Origin of the sequence: Rhizobium sp. P32RR-XVIII (assembly GCF_012641395.1) — a bacterium.
Lineage (GTDB): Bacteria > Pseudomonadota > Alphaproteobacteria > Rhizobiales > Rhizobiaceae > Rhizobium.
On sequence record NZ_JABAIH010000002.1, the window covers coordinates 465905 to 484576 of the forward strand.

An 18672-nucleotide genomic window follows, 5' to 3' on the forward strand; every position below is an offset into this window, starting at 1 on the left:
CTGCCTGCGCTAACCACGGCGTGTTGCAACGCACGTACGCTTGCTCGGGGCATTTGCCCGTTGCGCCGCCCGGCGCACCGGCAAGTAGGGATGAACATGATGACTGAACTTCTCAGTTCCTATATTCCGATCGCGATTTTCATCGGCATCGCCTTGGTTATCGGCCTGGCGCTTCTCATTGCGCCCTTTGCCGTGGCCTTCAAGGCGCCGGATTCGGAAAAGCTTTCCGCATACGAATGCGGCTTCAATGCATTCGATGACGCGCGCATGAAGTTCGACATCCGATTCTATCTCGTTTCGATTCTCTTCATCATCTTCGACCTCGAGGTCGCCTTCCTCTTCCCCTGGGCCGTTTCCTTCGGCGCCATCGGCTGGTTCGGCTTCTGGTCCATGATGGTCTTCCTCTTGGTGCTGACCATCGGCTTTATCTATGAATGGAAAAAGGGAGCCCTGGAATGGGAGTAGCCCCAAGCGACAAGGCGCTCGTCGCGCCGCATCCGAAAGGCGTCATTGATCCGGTAACGGGCAAGCCGATCGGCAACGACAGCGCGTTCTTCGGCGAAGTCAACGATGAACTGGCCGACAAGGGCTTTCTCGTTACCTCGACCCGCGATCTGATCACTTGGGCTCGCACGGGCTCGCTGATGTGGATGCAGTTCGGTCTCGCCTGCTGCGCCGTCGAAGGCCTGATGCAGGTCTCGGGTCCGCGTTACGACTTGGAGCGTTTCGGTGTTGCCCCTCGTGCCTCGCCGCGTCAGTCTGATGTCATGATCGTTGCCGGCACGCTCACCAACAAGATGGCGCCCGCGCTCCGTAAGGTCTACGACCAGATGCCGGAACCGCGTTACGTCATCTCGATGGGATCCTGCGCCAATGGCGGCGGCTATTACCACTACTCCTATTCGGTTGTGCGTGGTTGCGACCGTGTCGTTCCCGTCGATATCTACGTGCCGGGCTGTCCTCCCACGGCAGAAGCTCTGCTTTACGGGGTGCTGCTTCTGCAGAAGAAGATCCGGCGCACCGGAACGATCGAGCGCTAAGGGCGGAGGACTGTCATGACTGAAGCATTGAGCGAACTGTCTTCATATCTCCGCGAAATGCGCGGCGATCTTTTTCTCGATGCATCCATCAGCTACGATGAGCTGAACGTAACTGCAACGCCGGAAACGATTTTGGCGCTGCTGACGTTCCTGCGCGACGACGCGCGCTGCGGCTTCGTCAGCATGATCGATATTTGCGGTGTCGACTGGCCGCAGCGCGAGAAGCGTTTCGACGTCGTCTATCACCTCCTGTCGCCGAAGCGGAACCTGCGCATCCGCATCAAGGTCGCCGTGGCTGACGGTGAGTCGGTGCCGTCGGCAACCGCCGTCTACAGGGGTGCCGAGTGGTTCGAGCGCGAAGCCTGGGACATGTACGGCATTTTCTTCTCCGGTCATGCCGACCTGCGCCGCCTTCTCACCGACTACGGCTTTGAAGGTCATCCGCTGCGCAAGGATTTTCCGACGACAGGCTACGTTGAAGTACGCTACGACGATACCGCAAAACGGGTCGTTTACGAGCCTGTTGAGCTGAAGCAGGAATTCCGCGACTTCGACTTCCTGTCGCCATGGGAAGGCACGGAGTACGTATTGCCGGGAGACGAGAAGGCGGCGAAGTGAAGATGGGGCTTGATTTTCATGAAGCCCATCGGTTTGCCGTCTCATGCCAATTGCCAGCGCGGAGCGCTTCGCTATGACTGAACATAACGTTCGCAACTTTACGATCAACTTCGGACCGGAACACCCGTCTGCGCACGGTGTTCTTCGTCTTGTCCTTGAGCTTGACGGCGAAATTGTGGAGCGCGCCGATCCTCATATCGGCCTGCTGCATCGCGGTACCGAGAAGCTCATTGAAACGAAGACCTATCTGCAGGCCGTTCCTTATTTCGACCGCCTCGACTACGTGGCGCCGATGAATCAGGAACACGCTTTCGCGCTCGCCGTCGAAAAGATGCTGAAGCTCGAAATTCCGATTCGCGGTCAGCTGATTCGCGTTCTCTACTCCGAAATTGGCCGAATCTTGTCGCACATCATGAACGTGACGACGCAGGCGCTGGACATCGGCGCCATGACTCCGCCGCTCTGGGGCTTCGAAGAGCGCGAAAAGCTCATGGTATTCTATGAGCGTGCCTGTGGTGCGCGTATGCACTCGGCCTATTTCCGCCCGGGCGGCGTTCACCAGGACATTCCGCCGGAGCTCGTCGAGGACATTGGAAAGTGGTGTGACCCATTCCTCAAGGTTCTTGACGATATCGAAGGCCTGCTGACGGGCAATCGCATCTTCAAGCAGCGTAATGTCGACATCGGCGTGGTGTCTCTGGCGGACGCCTGGTCGTGGGGCTTCTCGGGCGTCATGGTTCGCGGTTCGGGCGCTGCCTGGGATTTGCGCCGCTCGCAGCCCTACGAGTGCTATTCCGATCTCGAGTTTGATATTCCGATCGGCAAGAACGGCGACTGCTACGACCGCTACCTGATCCGCATGATCGAAATGCGTCAGTCCGTCCGCATCATGAAGCAGTGCGTCGAGCGCCTGATGGGTGACGCCAGGACCGGCCCGGTTTCGTCGATCGACGGTAAAGTAGTTCCACCGAATCGCGGCGAGATGAAGCGGTCGATGGAAGCGCTGATTCACCACTTCAAGCTCTATACCGAAGGCTACCGTGTTCCGGCCGGCGAAGTTTATGCGGCGGTCGAAGCACCGAAGGGCGAATTCGGCGTCTACCTCGTCGCCGATGGTAGCAACAGGCCTTACCGCTGCAAGATCCGTGCACCGGGTTACGCCCACCTGCAGGCAATGGACTTCCTTTGCAAGGGACACCTGTTGGCTGACGTCTCGGCCATTCTCGGCTCGCTCGACATCGTGTTCGGCGAGGTGGACCGCTGATGCAGCTTGCCGCGCTTTCAGCAGTCTTGTTCCTGTTGGCATCCGGAGCGTCAGCTCAGGACAATCAGGGATTCGGACAGAAGCTGGGCGCGCCCGAAGTAGCGCCGCCTCCGGCCGCGAACACCTCCATGAGCGTGCTGTTGTCCCAGGGCTATGAAATCAAGGCTGCCGTTCCAAACGGCAACAAGTTCGTTGTGTTTATGCAGAAAGACCAGTCGGCCTATGCCTGCGAGATGCAGTCTCTGACTGCCTCCCGGTGTGGGACCCTAAACTGACAAGGCGTGAGAAAGAATGTCTGTTCGTCGACTAGCCGAAGATCAATTCCAGCCTGCCGCATTCGCCTTCAATGACGAGAACGCGGCTTGGGCGGACAAGACGATCAAGAAATATCCCGCGGGCCGTCAGCAATCGGCAGTCATTCCGATATTGATGCGGGCGCAGGAGCAGGAGGGCTGGGTGACCCGCGCGGCGATCGAGAAGGTCGCCGACATTTTGGGCATGGCCTATATCCGCGTCCTCGAGATCGCGACCTTTTACACGCAGTTCCAGCTTGCTCCCGTCGGAACGCGCGCGCACGTTCAGGTGTGCGGCACCACGCCTTGCATGCTGCGCGGCGCCGAAGGTCTGATAAAGGTCTGCAAGAGCAAGATTCACGATCATCCCTTCGAGAGGAACGCCGAGGGCACGCTCTCCTGGGAGGAGGTCGAATGTCTCGGCGCCTGCGTCAACGCGCCGATGGTGATGATCGGCAAGGACACCTACGAGGACCTGACGCCGGAGCGCCTGGAAGAGATCATCCATTCCTTTGATGCCGGCATTGGCGCAAGCATCACGCCCGGCCCGCAGATCGACCGTCATTTCTCGTCGCCCGCAGGTGGCCCGACGACGCTTCTGACGGCGGACCCAAAGCCGAAGGCGAAGACCTCCGCCAAGCAGCCCGCGGAAGATGCTGTAAGCCTGCCTCCCGCCGAAGCAGGCCGGCCGAAGAGCACGGACGCTGAAACCAATCCGGCGCTGAAGACGCCCCACACGGCGCCCAGGTCCGCGGCGAAGAATGCGAAAGCTGCGGAAACGCAGCCGCTTTCCGGAACGGCCACAAGCGTTTCCGAAGCGAAGACGCCGGGCAGCAAGGGGCAGGGGGCTCCGGTTGCTGCAAAGCCGTCGCTGACCGACAAGAACCGCCCGGCTGGCATCGAAAAGCCGGCAGCTCCGGACGATCTCAAGTTGATCTCGGGCGTCGGTCCGAAGATCGAAAGCACGTTGAACGAACTCGGCATCTTCACCTACGCACAGGTCGCAGGCTGGAAGAAGGCCGAGCGCGAATGGGTCGACGGATACTTGAATTTCAAGGGCCGCATCGAGCGCGACGACTGGGTCAAGCAGGCCAAGGCGCTCGCCAAGGGCGGCGAAGCGGAATATATCAAGGTCTTCGGTAAGAAGCCGCGGTAAGAGGTGAAGCATGTTACAAGATAAAGACCGCATCTTTACCAACATCTACGGCCTCAAGGACAAATCCCTGAAAGGCGCGATGAGCCGCGGCCATTGGGACGGCACCAAGCAGATCCTGGAAAAGGGCCGCGACTGGATCGTCAACGAGATGAAGGCCTCCGGCCTTCGCGGCCGTGGTGGCGCAGGCTTTCCGACTGGTCTGAAGTGGTCCTTCATGCCGAAGGAAAGCGATGGCCGCCCGCACTATCTCGTCGTCAATGCCGACGAGTCGGAGCCGGGGACCTGCAAGGACCGCGACATCATGCGCCACGATCCGCATACGCTGATCGAAGGCTGCGTTATCGCGAGCTTCGCGATGGGTGCCAATACCGCGTACATTTATGTCCGTGGCGAATATATCCGTGAGCGCGAAGCGCTGCAGGCCGCGATCGACGAGTGCTATGATGCCGGTCTGCTAGGCAAGAACAACAAGCTCGGCTGGGACATGGACATTTTCGTCCACCACGGCGCCGGTGCTTACATCTGCGGCGAAGAAACCGCGCTGCTCGAAAGCCTCGAGGGCAAGAAGGGCCAGCCTCGTCTGAAGCCGCCATTCCCGGCCAATATGGGTCTCTACGGCTGCCCGACGACGGTCAACAACGTCGAGTCGATCGCCGTCGCGCCGACGATCCTTCGCCGTGGTGCAGCCTGGTTCTCCTCGATCGGCCGTCCGAACAATGTCGGCACCAAGCTCTTCATGCTCTCCGGCCACGTCAACAAGCCGTGCACCGTTGAAGAAGAAATGGGCATCACCTTCCGCGAACTCGTCGACCGTCATGCCGGCGGCATCCGCGGCGGCTGGGACAACCTGCTTGCCGTCATTCCGGGCGGCGCATCGTGCCCCATCGTTCCGGCTAAGGACATCATCGACTGCCCGATGGATTTCGACGGTCTGCGTGCAGTCGGTTCGTCCTTCGGTACGGCCGCCGCGATCGTCATGGACAAGTCCACCGATGTCATCAAGGCGATCGCCCGCATCTCCGCGTTCTTCAAGCACGAGAGCTGCGGCCAGTGCACGCCGTGCCGCGAAGGCACCGGCTGGATGTGGCGCGTGATGGAGCGCATGGCCAAGGGCAATGCCCACAAGCGCGAGATCGACATGCTCTTCCAGGTAACGAAGCAGATCGAAGGCCACACCATCTGCGCGCTCGGCGACGCCGCCGCATGGCCGGTGCAAGGTCTGATCCGTAATTTCCGTCCTGAGATCGAGGCGCGTATCGACCAGTACACGGCGAGCGCACTGGATCACGGCGCGGTCCTCGAAGCTGCGGAGTAGAAAGATGAAGGCATCTCACAGTGCATGGAAGGAAGGCGCGCCCGATCTCTCGGCCGACTTCGGCCGGCTTGCTGTCGAGATGCTGGAGCGTACTTTGCCGGTGCATCCGCTGATGGCGCCGCCCGTCGCCGCGATGGCGGCCGTGACCGCGATCGGTTTCGGCTTCTCGACGCAGATGGCGGGCGCATTTCTGGGCGCGATGCAGGGTGCGTTCGAGGCTACGCACAGACTGGCGGAAGCGCTCGACGACACGCCGCCGGAAGAGCCTAAGCCGGAAGTGCGGATCAAGCCGGAGCATATCCGGCCGGCAGCGGTGAAGAAGGCTAAGCTTGCGATTGTCCCGGTCGCTGAGCAGAAGGCTCCGGCTCTGAGGCAACCTGCGGCCCCAAAGAAGCCGGCGGTACGCGCAAAGAAGGCCGACGACCTGAAGCGGATTGCCGGCATCGGGCCGAAGCTTGAGCAGGTTTTGAATGCAAGGGGCATTCGGACCTTTGCCGAGATCGCGGCCTGGACGGATGCGGATATCGCCAAGATCGACGCCGAACTCGGTTTCGACGGCCGCATCGCCCGTGACGATTGGACGGGTCAGGCGAAGGCGCTTGTTGCGAAGGGCCGCAAGCGGACTTGATCTTTTGCGGCTGCCGCAAGGCAGCCGCGGACCCGGTTTCGGTTGCTGAAGCCGGATAGAGAATTTGGGCGACACCGGTGCCTGCGGGGACAAAATCCTGCCTGGCAGCGGCAAATGTTGCAGAATGGGTTTGTTTGCCGCCATCCGGCGAACAGGAAACAGGACTGAGTGACGATGGCAAAACTGAAGATTGACGGCAACGAGATCGAAGTCCCGGATCATTTTTCGCTGCTGCAGGCATGCGAAGAAGCCGGTGCTGAAGTTCCGCGCTTCTGCTTCCACGAGCGGCTGTCGGTCGCCGGTAATTGCCGCATGTGTCTTGTCGAAGTGAAGGGCGGCCCGCCGAAGCCGCAGGCATCCTGCGCCATGGGCGTACGCGACATCCGCGGCGGCCCGAACGGCGAACTGCCCGAAGTCTTCACCAACACGCCGATGGTCAAGAAGGCCCGCGAAGGCGTGATGGAATTCCTGCTGATCAACCATCCGCTCGATTGCCCGATCTGCGACCAGGGTGGCGAATGCGACCTGCAGGACCAGGCGATGGCTTTCGGCATCGATACCTCCCGCTATCAGGAAGACAAGCGCGCCGTCGAAGACAAGTACATCGGCCCGCTCGTCAAGACGGTCATGAACCGCTGCATTCACTGCACGCGTTGCGTCCGCTTTACGACGGAAGTTGCCGGTATCTCGGAGCTCGGTCTGATCGGCCGTGGTGAAGACGCCGAAATCACCACCTATCTCGAGCAGGCGATGACCTCCGAGCTGCAGGGCAACATCGTCGACCTTTGCCCGGTCGGCGCGCTGACCTCGAAGCCTTTCGCCTTCACGGCCCGCCCGTGGGAACTGAACAAGACGGAATCGATCGACGTCATGGACGCGCTTGGTTCGGCGATCCGCGTCGATACCCGCGGCCGCGAGGTCATGCGTATCCTGCCGCGCGTCAACGAAGCGATCAATGAAGAGTGGATCTCCGACAAGAGCCGCTTCATTTGGGACGGCCTGAAGACGCAGCGCCTCGATCGTCCGTACGTTCGCAAGGATGGCCGTCTCCAGCCGGCGACCTGGGCCGAAGCCTTCGGCGCCATCAAGACTGCCGTAGCCGCAACGACCGGCGACAAGATCGGCGCGATTGCCGGCGACCTCGCTTCCGTCGAGGAAATGTACGCGCTCTCCGAACTGGTGAAGTCGCTCGGCTCAGAGAACCTCGATTGCCGCCAGGATGGAACGGCACTTGATCCGTCGCTCGGCCGCGCAAGCTACATCTTCAACCCGACGATCCAGGGCATCGAAGAAGCAGACGCACTCCTCATCATCGGCGCCAATCCGCGTTACGAAGCCTCGGTGCTCAACGCCCGCATCCGCAAGCGCTGGCGCCGGGGTGGTTTCCCGATCGGTGTGATCGGCGAAGCCGCCGACCTGCGCTATCAGTACGAATATCTCGGCTCCGGCCCGGACACGCTGAAGGAGCTGGTTGACGGCAACCATGCCTTCGCCAAGGTCCTGACCGAGGCCAAGAAGCCATTGATCATCATCGGGCAGGGCGCTCTGGCGCGTGGCGATGGTGCCGGTGTGCTCGCAAGTGCTGCAAAGCTCGCGGACGCTGTCGGTGCTGTTGTGGACGGCTGGAACGGCTTTGCGGTGCTTCATACGGCGGCTTCGCGCGTCGGGGGCCTCGATCTCGGTTTCGTGCCGGGCGCCAAGGGCGTCAATGCCGCTGAGATGCTCGCCTCGATGGACGTGCTCTTCCTGCTTGGCGCAGACGAGCTCGACTTCACGCGCAAGGCTGCCAAGCTCACGGTCTATATCGGCTCGCACGGCGACAACGGCGCGCACAATGCCGATGTCATTCTGCCGGCCGCCGTCTACACCGAAAAGTCGGGCACCTGGGTCAACACCGACGGCCGCGTCCAGATGGGCAACCGTGCCGGTTTCGCACCCGGCGACGCTCGCGAAGACTGGGCGATCCTGCGCGCGCTTTCCGACGTCCTCGGCAAGAAGCTTCCCTTCGACTCGCTTGCCGAACTGCGCTCGAAACTCTATGCCGCGTTCCCGCATTTCGCGGCCCTCGACGAGATCGCACAACCAGACAGCGCCAAAATTGCCGCACTGGCCAAAAAAGCCGGGAAGATGAACAAATCCGGGTTTGCTTCACCCGTCAAAGACTTCTATTTGACGAACCCGATAGCGCGTGCCTCGGCTGTCATGGCCGAGTGCTCCGCATTGGCCCGCAACAACTTCAAAGTCGCGGCAGAATAAGGGCAGGGGACTATGGACTCATTCTTTTCCACGTATGTCTGGCCCGGCCTCATCATGGTCGGCCAGTCGCTTCTCCTGCTGGTATGCCTTCTGGTATTCATCGCCTATGTCCTGCTTGCTGACCGCAAGGTCTGGGCAGCGGTTCAGCTTCGCCGCGGACCGAACGTCGTCGGTCCTTTCGGCCTGTTCCAGTCCTTCGCGGACCTACTGAAGTTCGTCTTCAAGGAGCCGGTCATTCCAGCGGGCGCAAACAAGGTCGTGTTCCTGCTCGCACCGCTCGTCACCGTGCTTCTGGCGCTGTCCACCTGGGCTGTCGTACCGCTGGCGGATGGCTGGGTCATCGCCAACATCAACGTCGGCATTCTCTACATCTTCGCGATTTCGTCGCTCGAAGTGTACGGCATCATCATGGGCGGCTGGGCTTCGAACTCGAAGTATCCGTTCCTTGGCGCGCTTCGCTCGGCGGCGCAGATGGTGTCCTACGAAGTCTCGATCGGCTTCGTGATCGTCACCGTTCTCCTCTGCGTCGGTTCGCTGAACCTGACGGACATCGTTCTTTCGCAGCAGACGGGCCTCGGCACCAAGCTCGGCCTGCCGCCGTCGTTCCTCGACTGGCACTGGCTGTCACTGTTCCCGATGTTCATCGTCTTCTTCATCTCGGCTCTGGCTGAAACCAATCGTCCGCCTTTCGACCTTCCGGAAGCGGAATCGGAGTTGGTTGCCGGCTTCATGGTCGAATACGGCTCCTCGCTGTACATGATGTTCATGCTCGGCGAATACGCGGCCATCTGCCTGATGTGCGCGCTGACGACCATTCTCTTCCTCGGCGGCTGGCTGCCCCCGGTTGACGTTTGGTTCCTGAATTGGGTACCGGGCATCATCTGGTTCACGCTGAAGGCCTGCCTGGTGTTCTTCATGTTCGCGCTGGTTAAGGCTTTCGTGCCGCGCTACCGCTACGACCAGCTGATGCGCCTCGGCTGGAAGGTCTTCCTTCCGCTGTCGCTCGCCATGGTCGTCATCGTTGCATTCGTGCTGAAACTGACGGGATGGGCATGATGATGTCCGCCGTTGTTTCCAGCAAATTTGGAGGTTGAAGATGGCTAGCTTGTCTAACGCCGTCAACTCGCTGTTCCTCAAGGAATTCGTCGGCGCATTCTTCTTGTCGATGCGCTATTTCTTCCGTCAGAAGGCGACGATCAATTACCCCTTCGAGAAGAATCCGGTCAGCCCGCGCTTCCGCGGCGAACATGCGTTGCGCCGCTATCCGAACGGTGAAGAGCGCTGCATCGCCTGCAAGCTCTGCGAAGCGATCTGTCCAGCTCAGGCCATCACCATCGAGGCGGGTCCCCGCCGCAACGACGGCACACGCCGCACCGTGCGGTACGACATCGACATGGTGAAGTGCATCTATTGCGGCTTCTGCCAGGAAGCGTGCCCGGTCGATGCCATCGTCGAGGGCCCGAACTTCGAGTTCGCCACGGAAACCCGCGAAGAACTTTATTTCGACAAGCAGCGGCTTCTCGACAATGGAGATCGCTGGGAGCGCGAAATCGCCCGCAACATTGCGATAGATGCGCCGTACCGTTGATCGGAATCTGAAATGCCGCGCAGCGGGCGCTTGCCTCGCGCGGTCAACATGCACCGGAGCTGTTGCTGGCTTGATGCTCGCGAGGCTCCATCGGGCAGGGAACTCCCGGCTGCCCGGGGGAAGATGAAAAAGGCACCAACATGGGTCTGCAGGCTCTATTTTTCTATCTTTTCGCCTTTGTCGCGGTAGCGTCGGCGTTCATGGTCATCTGGGCAAAGAACCCGGTTCACTCGGTTCTGTTCCTCATCGTGACCTTCTTCAATGCCGCTGGATTATTCCTGCTCTTGGGCGCTGAGTTCCTGGCGATGATCCTGCTCGTCGTCTATGTCGGCGCGGTCGCGGTTCTCTTCCTTTTCGTGGTGATGATGCTCGACATCGACTTCGCCGAGTTGCGCGCGGGCGTCCTCGAATATGCGCCGGTCGGCGCGCTGATCGGCCTGATCCTTGCGGCCGAACTGATCATCGTCGCCGGCGGCAGCGTGATCTCGCCCACCGTCGCAAAGAACGTCGGCATGCCGATCCCGGCCATTACCGAGCGCACAAATACCGCCGCGCTCGGCGACGTGCTCTATACGAACTACATCTTTTACTTCCAGATCGCCGGTTTTGTTCTTCTCGTCGCCATGATCGGCGCGATCGTGCTGACGCTCAAGCACCGCACCAACATTCGCCGGCAGGATATTTCCAGACAGGTTGCCCGCACGCCCGAGACCGCCGTCGAGGTGGTCACGGTCAAGCCGGGGCAGGGCGTCTGAGGCAGGACAAGGAACAAAGAACATGGTCATCGGTCTTTCCCATTACCTGACGGTCAGCGCCATCCTTTTCACGATCGGCATCTTCGGCATCTTCCTCAACCGGAAGAACATCATCATCATCCTGATGTCGGTCGAACTCATCCTGCTCTCGGTCAACATCAACATGGTCGCCTTCTCGTCGTTCCTCAACGACATTGTCGGCCAGGTCTTCGCACTATTCATTCTGACGGTTGCCGCGGCCGAAGCGGCGATCGGTCTTGCAATTCTCGTTGTCTTCTACCGTAACCGCGGCTCGATCGCGGTCGAAGACGTCAATATGATGAAGGGCTGAGTGGCTCATGTTCCTCTATAAGGCTATTGTCTTTCTTCCCCTGATCGGCGCGATCATCGCCGGCTTTTTCGGCCGTGCGATTGGCGCCAAGGCGTCGGAATACGTCACCTCCGGTCTGCTGGTCATCGCCGCCATCCTTTCGTGGTACGTCTTCTTCACGGTCGGCTTGGGTCATCTCGATGGTGGGCCGATCAAGGTCGAAGTACTGCGCTGGATCCAGTCCGGCGGCATCGATTCTTCCTGGTCGCTGCGCATCGACACGCTCACCTCCGTCATGCTGATCGTCGTCAACACGGTCTCGTCGCTGGTACACATCTACTCGATCGGATACATGCATCATGATCCGCATCGCCCGCGCTTCTTCGCCTATCTCTCGTTCTTTACCTTCGCCATGCTGATGCTGGTGACCTCCGACAACCTGCTGCAGCTGTTCTTCGGCTGGGAGGGCGTTGGCCTCGCGTCCTATCTGCTGATCGGTTTCTGGTACAAGAAGCCGTCGGCGAACGCAGCCGCGATGAAGGCCTTCATCGTCAACCGCATCGGCGATTTCGGTTTCCTTCTCGGCATTGCCGCTGTGTTCTACCTTTTCGGTTCGATCGGCCTGGATACGATCTTCGGCAACGCCTCGAGCTTCGCCCCTGCGGAAAGCGGAGGTGAGGGCGGCCAGATCGTTCTCAATTTCCTCGGCATGCAGCTCGACAAGTCGCATGCGCTGACAGCGGCCTGCCTGCTGCTCTTCATGGGCGCCATGGGTAAGTCCGCGCAGGTCCCGCTGCACACCTGGCTGCCGGATGCCATGGAAGGCCCGACGCCGGTTTCAGCACTCATCCATGCCGCAACCATGGTGACCGCAGGCGTCTTCCTTGTTGCTCGCATGTCGCCGCTCTTTGAACTTTCGCCGGACGCTCTGACCGTCATTACGGTCATCGGCGCGATCACTGCCTTCTTCGCGGCAACCGTCGGCCTCGTGCAGAACGACATCAAGCGCGTCATCGCTTACTCGACCTGCTCGCAGCTCGGCTATATGTTCGTGGCGCTCGGCGTCGGCGCATATGGCGCGGCGATCTTCCACCTCTTTACGCACGCCTTCTTCAAGGCACTGCTGTTCCTCGGCGCCGGCTCGGTCATCCATGCCGTCGATGGCGAGCAGGACATGCGCCACATGGGCGGCCTTCGCGGGCACATCCCGATGACGTTCGCGATGATGACGATCGGCACGCTGGCGCTGACCGGCGTCGGCATTCCCTTCACCCCGATCGGTTTCGCAGGCTTCTTCTCCAAGGACGTGATCATCGAGGCTGCGTTTGCCTCGCACTCTCCGGCCGCAGGCTTCGCCTTTACGCTGCTGGTGATCGCGGCTCTGTTCACGAGCTTCTATTCCTGGCGCCTTATCTTCCTCACCTTCTTCGGCCGGCCGCGCGCCTCCCATGAGGTGATGCACCACGTTCACGAATCCCCGCAGGTCATGCTCGTGCCGCTCTACATTCTGGCGATCGGTGCAGTCTTCGCCGGCGTCCTGTTCGAAGGCCGCTTCTATGGCGAGGAATATGCTGAGTTCTGGAAGGGCGCGCTCTTCACCAGCGCCGAGAACGAACTGCTGGAAGAATTCCACCACGTTCCGGTTTGGGTAGGCCTCAGCCCCTTCATCGCGATGCTCATCGGCTTCGTCACGGCCTGGTACATGTACATCAAGTCGCCGTCGACGCCGCGCACGCTCGCGCACCAGCACCGGGTGCTCTACCGGTTCCTGCTCAACAAGTGGTACTTCGATGAGCTTTACGATTTTCTTTTCGTCCGTACCGCAAAGGGCCTCGGCCGCTTCCTTTGGCAGAAGGGTGACATTGGCGTCATCGATACCTACGGACCGAACGGCGTTGCCGCCCGTGTCCTCGACGTCACCAATCGCGTGGTCCGTCTGCAGACCGGTTACCTTTATCACTATGCCTTCGCCATGCTGATCGGCATTGCGGCGCTCGTTACCTGGATGATGCTCGGGAGTTCTATCTGATGACCGATTGGCCTATCATTTCAACGGTCATCTTCTTGCCGATGGTCGGTGTGTTGCTGTTGTTGTTCATGCGCGACGACGGCCCACACGGTCGCCAGAACGTCATGATCATTTCGCTCGTGACGACCATTGTCACCTTCCTTCTCTCTCTGGTCGTCTGGTTCGGCTTCGATGGTAACAGCCCCAGCTACCAGATGGTGGAGCAATACGCCTGGATGGCGAACGGGATCTCCTACCATGTCGGTGTCGACGGAATTTCAGTTCTGTTCGTCGTCCTCGCGACTTTCCTGATGCCTTTCGGCGTGTTGACGAGCTGGAATGCGATTACGCTGCGCCCCAGGGATTACATGATCGCCTTCCTGGTCCTGGAAACGCTGATCATCGGCGTTTTCGCCTCCATGGACATTGTCCTCTTCTACGTGTTCTTCGAAGCCAGCCTTATCCCGATGTTCCTGATCATCGGTGTGTGGGGCGGACCTCGGCGCATCTACGCGACGTTCAAGTTCTTCCTTTACACGCTGCTTGGCTCCATCTTCATGCTGATCGCCATCATTGCGTGCTATATCGAGGTTGGCTCGACGTCGATCCCGGCACTCCTCGGCCATCATTTCTCCCCGGAAATGCAGACGTGGCTCTGGCTTGCGTTCTTCGCGTCATTTGCCGTCAAGGTACCGATGTGGCCCTTCCACACCTGGTTGCCGGACGCGCACGTCGAGGCTCCGACGGCTGGCTCCGTCGACCTTGCGGCGTTGCTGCTGAAGTTCGGCGGCTATGGCTTCCTGCGGTTCTCCCTGCCGATGTTCCCGCATGCGTCGGAGTACTTCGCGCCGCTCATCTTCGGTCTGTCGGTAACCGCCATCATCTACGCATCGCTGGTGTCGCTGATGCAGACCGACATCAAAAAGATGATCGCTTATTCGTCGGTGGCGCATATGGGCTACGTGACGATGGGTATCTTCGCCGTGAACCAGGAAGGCATTCATGGTGCGATCTTCCAGATGCTGTCGCACGGCATCATCTCGGGCGCGCTCTTCCTCTGCGTCGGCGTCATCTATGAACGCACCCATACCCGCGACATCTCGCACTATGGCGGCGTGGTCAGCACGATGCCGCGGTATGCCACCGCTCTGATGGTATTCACCATGGCCAATGTCGGCTTGCCGGGAACATCCGGTTTCGTCGGCGAGTTTCTGACGGTGATCGGCATTTTCCGCGTCAACACCTGGGTCGCAATTTTCGCGGCCTCAGGTGTGATCCTGTCGGCTGCCTATATGCTCTGGCTGTATCGTCGCATCATCTTTGGTGCGCTCGAAAGGCAATCGATCAAGGAGCTGCTGGATATCTCCTTCCGCGAGAAGTTCATCGTTTATCCCTTGATGGCGGTGATCATCTTCTTCGGTATCTATCCTGCTCCGGTCTTTGATGCGTCGGCTGCTTCAGTGGATCTGCTAATCAACAATTACCGCGCGGCAGTCGACGCCCTGCCGAGCACCGCACTGCTTGTGAAATGATGACGGGACTTTGGAAATGACTGCTGAAACACTCTTTGCCAGCCTGCATCTTTCCGCGCCGGAACTCATCCTGGCGGTCGGCGCCCTTGTCTTGCTCATGATCGGCGTATTCGCGGGCGAACGGTCGGGGCGCATGGTGAGCGTGCTCGCGATGATCCTGTTTGCCGCGTCGGCGCTATGGCTGATCTTCGTGCCGGCCGAAGGCGTTGCTTATGGCGGTGTCTACCGGGCGGACGGCTTCTCCCGCTTCATGAAGGTGACGGCGCTTATCGGCTCCTTCGCGGCGCTCTTCATGTCGATTGGCCACGCAAGGGAAAATCAGCTCGACAAGTTCGAGTTTCCGGTCCTGGTCGTGCTCGCCACGCTGGGCGTCCTGTTGATGATCTCGGCAAACGACCTGATCGCCCTTTATCTCGGCCTCGAGCTGCAGTCGCTGTCAATCTACGTCATCGCGGCAATCAACCGCGAGAACCTGAAGTCCTCGGAAGCTGGCCTCAAGTACTTCGTCCTTGGTGCGCTTTCTTCAGGCTTGCTGCTTTACGGAATGTCGCTGGTTTATGGCTTCACGGGCCACACGCAGTTCGTCGCCATCGCCCAGGCGCTTTCCGTCGAAGGCGCGCGGTCGCTCGGCCTGATCTTCGGGCTGGTCTTTATCCTCGCAGGCATCGCCTTCAAGCTTTCGGCCGTTCCCTTCCACATGTGGACCCCCGACGTCTACGAAGGCGCCCCGACGCCGGTCACCGCCTTCCTCGCAAGCGCGCCGAAGGTTGCTGCGATGGCCATGATGACGCGCATTGTCATCACTGCCTTCCAGCCGATCATCGCCGACTGGCAGCAGGTGGTGGTGTTCGTCTCGATCGCGTCGATGGTGCTCGGTTCCTTTGCTGCAATCGGCCAGAGGAACATTAAGCGCCTGATGGCCTATTCCTCGATCGGTCACATGGGTTTTGCGCTGGTTGGGCTCGCCGCCGGCAATCCAGACGGCGTATCCGGCGTGATGCTTTATATGCTCATCTATCTCGTCATGTCCCTCGGCAGCTTCGCGATCATCATGTCGATGCGCCGCAAGGACGGCACGGTCGTTGAAGCGGTTGATGAACTCGCCGGCCTTTCGAGCACGAACCCCTTCATGGCGACGATCCTGACAATCCTGATGTTCTCGCTTGCGGGCATTCCGCCGCTTGCAGGCTTCTTCGCGAAATACTTCGTCTTCGTGGCCGCCGTCGAGGCCAAGCTTTACGCGCTCGCCCTCATCGGCCTTCTGTCATCGGTCGTCGGCGCCTACTACTATCTGCGTATCATCAAGCTGATGTGGTTCGATGAAGCGACGGACGAGTTCGGCCGCGTGCCCGGCGCGCTTCGCTTGGTCTTCGGCCTTTCTGGAGCATTCGTTCTGGCGTATATCTTTTTTGCCGGGCCGATCGGTGTTGCGACCGAGCTTGCGGCGGCGACTCTCTTTTGATGGCGTCTCCCACACAGCGCCGGATATCGCTTGGCGATTTCCGGCACGAGGCGCTGTCTGAGACGTCATCCACGAATAGCGAATGCCTTGCCCGAGCCCGGGCTGGCGACCCCGGGTTCCTCTGGGTGACCGCCGAAAGGCAGACGAGCGGACGCGGTCGCCGTGGCCGCGCCTGGGCGTCGGAACGGGGAAATCTCTACGCTTCTCTTCTTTTGATCGAGCCGGCGCCGGTGGAGCGCCTGGCGTCGCTTCCGCTGGCGATCGCGGTTGCCGTGCATCAGGCGATCCGGATGGTTCTGCCGCCGGGCAGCGCACCGCTTGAGGTAAAGTGGCCGAACGACATCCTGATCGACCGCAAGAAGACCTGTGGAATTCTCGTGGAAGGCGAACGACTGGACGATGGCCGTCAGGCTTTGGTCATCGGGATCGGCGTCAATGTCTCGGTCATGCCGGACAGTCCGCTCTATCCGGTCACCTGTCTGCGCGAGCATGGAAGTGCTGTCTCTCCGGAAGAGCTCTTTGCCCATCTCTTCCGCTCGATGGCAGAGGTGCTCGACATCTGGAGCGAGGGGCGCGGCATTCGCGAGATTGCCGCCCGCTGGCGCGATGTCGCTTGCGGCATCGGGGAGAAGATCACGGTCAATCTGCCGGACCGTTCGATTTCCGGGCAATTCGTCGGAATTGATGATAATGGCTTGTTGATGCTTAAAACCGGCGCGGGCAAGATGATGCAGATTGCCGCCGGAGATGTGTTTTTTGGATAGCTGAGCTTATGGCAAAACAGGACGAACTGGTATTTCTGCCTCTGGGCGGCGTCGGCGAAATTGGAATGAATCTCGCGCTGTACGGTTATGGCCCGGCGGATAACCGCCAGTGGATCATGGTTGACTGCGGCGTCACCTTTCCCGGCCCGGACCTGCCGGGCGTCGATCTGGTGCTGCCGGATATCGGCTATCTCGCCAAGGAGCGTAAGAACCTCAAGGCGATCATCATCACACATGCGCATGAGGACCACTACGGCGCGCTGGCCGACCTTTGGCCGGGCCTGAATGTTCCCGTCTACGGTTCGCCGTTCACAGCAGGGCTGCTGGAAGCCAAGCGCAATTTCGAGAAGGACGCAATCGGCGAGGTGCCGGTCACAATCTTCAAGGCCGGCGATACCATCAATGTCGGTCCGTTCAGCATCGAGGGCGTCGCCGTCAACCACTCGATCCCCGAGCCGATGTCGCTGATGATCCGCACGCCTCTGGGGAACGTCATTCATACCGGCGACTGGAAGATCGACCACGAGCCTTCGCTTGGGCCGCTCACCAACGAGACCCGCTTCCGCCAACTCGGCGATGAAGGCGTGTTGGCTCTGATGTGCGATTCCACCAATGCGCTGCGTGACGGCGTGTCGCCGTCCGAGAAAGACGTTTCGGAAAGCCTTGCCAAGATCATCGAGGATGCCGAAGGCCGGGTGGCGGTTACCACCTTCTCCTCCAACGTCGGCCGCATCCGCACCATTGCCGAGGCCGCGGAGGCTGCTGGCCGTGAAGTCCTGCTGCTTGGAAGTTCGCTGAAGCGCGTCGTCGACGTCTCGCGCGATATCGGGCTGATGGAAGGTATCAAGCCGTTCATCGCGGAAGACGAGTATGGCTATATTCCGCGTGACAAGGTCGTGGTTATCCTGACCGGCAGCCAGGGCGAGCCGCGCGCCGCACTCGCCAAGCTTTCGCGAGACGAAATGCGCAACGTCGCATTCTCCGCCGGCGATATCGTTGTCTTCTCGTCGCGCGCCATACCCGGAAACGAGAAGGCGATTCAGGACATCAAGAATGGCCTCATCGAACAGGGCGTTCACGTCATCACCGACAGCGAGGCCTTGGTTCATGTCTCCGGTCATCCTCGCCGCAATGAACTGCAGAAGATGTATGAGTTGACGCGGCCGAAGGTCGTCGTGCCGGTGCACGGCGAGGCAACGCACCTGACCGCGCACAAGGAGCTGGCGGAGCAATCCGGAATCAGCATGGTTCCGCGCGTGCGTAACGGCGACATGCTGCGCCTGGCGCCTGGTCCGGCCGAAGTTATCGACGAGGCCCCGCACGGGCGGATTTACAAGGACGGCTTGCTTATCGGCGATTTCGACGAGATGGGCATTGGCGAGCGCAAGAAGCTTTCCTATGTCGGCCATGTCGCCGTCAACGTCGTGATCGACAGCCGCTTTGACATCATCGGCGACCCTGACCTGGTTGCGGTCGGGCTTCCGGTCTTTGACGACGAGGGCGACGACATGGAAGACGCGCTCTTTGACGCCGTCGTCGGCGCAATAGAAAGCATTCCGCGCGCCCGCCGCAAGGACCTTAATATGCTGCAGGAGGCAGTGCGCCGGGCGGTCCGCGCCGCGGCGAACCAGATCTGGGGCAAGAAGCCGGTCGTGACGGCGTTCATTACAAAGGTATGATCCG

At 60.3% G+C, this 18672-nt stretch carries 18 protein-coding genes; all 18 read left to right on the forward strand.

All coding sequences use genetic code 11. From position 1 onward, the window contains the following. The first annotated feature begins 99 nt into the window (after nucleotides 1-99). The 18 genes from HGP14_RS07330 to HGP14_RS07415 all read left to right on the forward strand — a co-directional run bounded on the left by HGP14_RS07330 (nucleotide 100) and on the right by HGP14_RS07415 (nucleotide 18668). Nucleotides 100-465, forward strand: coding sequence for an NADH-quinone oxidoreductase subunit A (locus tag HGP14_RS07330; protein ID WP_008521906.1), 366 nt, complete (start codon nucleotides 100-102; stop codon nucleotides 463-465). Beyond that, on the forward strand, nucleotides 456-1040 hold the full coding sequence (locus HGP14_RS07335) for an NADH-quinone oxidoreductase subunit B family protein (protein WP_168829194.1): 585 nt from the start codon (nucleotides 456-458) through the stop codon (nucleotides 1038-1040). Before HGP14_RS07330 ends, HGP14_RS07335 begins: the two co-directional genes overlap by 10 nt. Before the next feature lie 15 nt (nucleotides 1041-1055). After that, nucleotides 1056-1658, forward strand: coding sequence for an NADH-quinone oxidoreductase subunit C (locus HGP14_RS07340; RefSeq protein WP_168829195.1), 603 nt, complete (start codon nucleotides 1056-1058; stop codon nucleotides 1656-1658). 73 nt (nucleotides 1659-1731) lie between these two features. Further along, the gene (locus HGP14_RS07345; RefSeq protein WP_168829196.1) at nucleotides 1732-2922 is read left to right on the forward strand and encodes an NADH-quinone oxidoreductase subunit D; all 1191 of its coding nucleotides are present in this window, start codon (nucleotides 1732-1734) and stop codon (nucleotides 2920-2922) included. Further along, nucleotides 2922-3197: a hypothetical protein gene (locus HGP14_RS07350; RefSeq protein WP_168829197.1), complete on the forward strand. Its 276-nt coding sequence runs from the start codon at nucleotides 2922-2924 to the stop codon at nucleotides 3195-3197. The genes HGP14_RS07345 and HGP14_RS07350 overlap by 1 nt, the downstream gene beginning before the upstream one ends. 16 nt (nucleotides 3198-3213) lie before the next feature. After that, a complete protein-coding gene (locus HGP14_RS07355) occupies nucleotides 3214-4371 on the forward strand; it encodes an NADH-quinone oxidoreductase subunit E (protein WP_168829198.1) in 1158 nt (385 codons plus the stop codon). 10 nt (nucleotides 4372-4381) lie between these two features. Then, nucleotides 4382-5686 carry an NADH-quinone oxidoreductase subunit NuoF gene (gene nuoF / locus HGP14_RS07360; RefSeq protein ID WP_168829199.1) on the forward strand — a complete coding sequence of 435 codons (1305 nt, stop codon included), beginning with the start codon at nucleotides 4382-4384 and terminating at the stop codon, nucleotides 5684-5686. A gap of 4 nt (nucleotides 5687-5690) precedes the next feature. Further along, on the forward strand, nucleotides 5691-6314 hold the full coding sequence (locus HGP14_RS07365; RefSeq protein ID WP_168829200.1) for a 5' DNA nuclease: 624 nt from the start codon (nucleotides 5691-5693) through the stop codon (nucleotides 6312-6314). Between the two features lie 174 nt (nucleotides 6315-6488). Next, nucleotides 6489-8570 (forward strand): NADH-quinone oxidoreductase subunit NuoG, encoded by a 2082-nt coding sequence (gene nuoG / locus HGP14_RS07370; RefSeq protein ID WP_168829201.1) that lies wholly within the window; start codon nucleotides 6489-6491, stop codon nucleotides 8568-8570. 12 nt (nucleotides 8571-8582) lie between these two features. Then, nucleotides 8583-9626, forward strand: coding sequence for an NADH-quinone oxidoreductase subunit NuoH (gene nuoH, locus HGP14_RS07375; protein WP_168829202.1), 1044 nt, complete (start codon nucleotides 8583-8585; stop codon nucleotides 9624-9626). 40 nt (nucleotides 9627-9666) lie between these two features. Next, nucleotides 9667-10158, forward strand: a complete 492-nt coding sequence (gene nuoI, locus HGP14_RS07380; RefSeq protein ID WP_168829203.1) for an NADH-quinone oxidoreductase subunit NuoI — start codon at nucleotides 9667-9669, stop codon at nucleotides 10156-10158. 140 nt (nucleotides 10159-10298) lie between these two features. Further along, complete coding sequence (locus tag HGP14_RS07385) at nucleotides 10299-10913, forward strand: NADH-quinone oxidoreductase subunit J (protein ID WP_168829204.1); 615 nt, start codon at nucleotides 10299-10301, stop codon at nucleotides 10911-10913. Between the two features lie 22 nt (nucleotides 10914-10935). After that, the gene (gene nuoK / locus HGP14_RS07390) at nucleotides 10936-11244 is read left to right on the forward strand and encodes an NADH-quinone oxidoreductase subunit NuoK (protein WP_168829205.1); all 309 of its coding nucleotides are present in this window, start codon (nucleotides 10936-10938) and stop codon (nucleotides 11242-11244) included. Nucleotides 11245-11251: 7 nt separating this feature from the next. Further along, entirely contained in the window at nucleotides 11252-13252 is a 2001-nt protein-coding gene (nuoL, locus tag HGP14_RS07395; protein WP_168829206.1) for an NADH-quinone oxidoreductase subunit L, read from the forward strand. Next, complete coding sequence (locus HGP14_RS07400; protein ID WP_168829207.1) at nucleotides 13252-14763, forward strand: NADH-quinone oxidoreductase subunit M; 1512 nt, start codon at nucleotides 13252-13254, stop codon at nucleotides 14761-14763. The genes nuoL and HGP14_RS07400 overlap by 1 nt, the downstream gene beginning before the upstream one ends. A gap of 16 nt (nucleotides 14764-14779) precedes the next feature. Then, on the forward strand, nucleotides 14780-16225 hold the full coding sequence (nuoN, locus tag HGP14_RS07405; RefSeq protein WP_168829208.1) for an NADH-quinone oxidoreductase subunit NuoN: 1446 nt from the start codon (nucleotides 14780-14782) through the stop codon (nucleotides 16223-16225). Continuing rightward, a complete protein-coding gene (locus HGP14_RS07410; protein WP_168829209.1) occupies nucleotides 16225-16989 on the forward strand; it encodes a biotin--[acetyl-CoA-carboxylase] ligase in 765 nt (254 codons plus the stop codon). The genes nuoN and HGP14_RS07410 overlap by 1 nt, the downstream gene beginning before the upstream one ends. An 8-nt stretch (nucleotides 16990-16997) precedes the next feature. Next, nucleotides 16998-18668, forward strand: a complete 1671-nt coding sequence (locus tag HGP14_RS07415; protein ID WP_168829210.1) for a ribonuclease J — start codon at nucleotides 16998-17000, stop codon at nucleotides 18666-18668. Nucleotides 18669-18672: the final 4 nt, after the last annotated feature.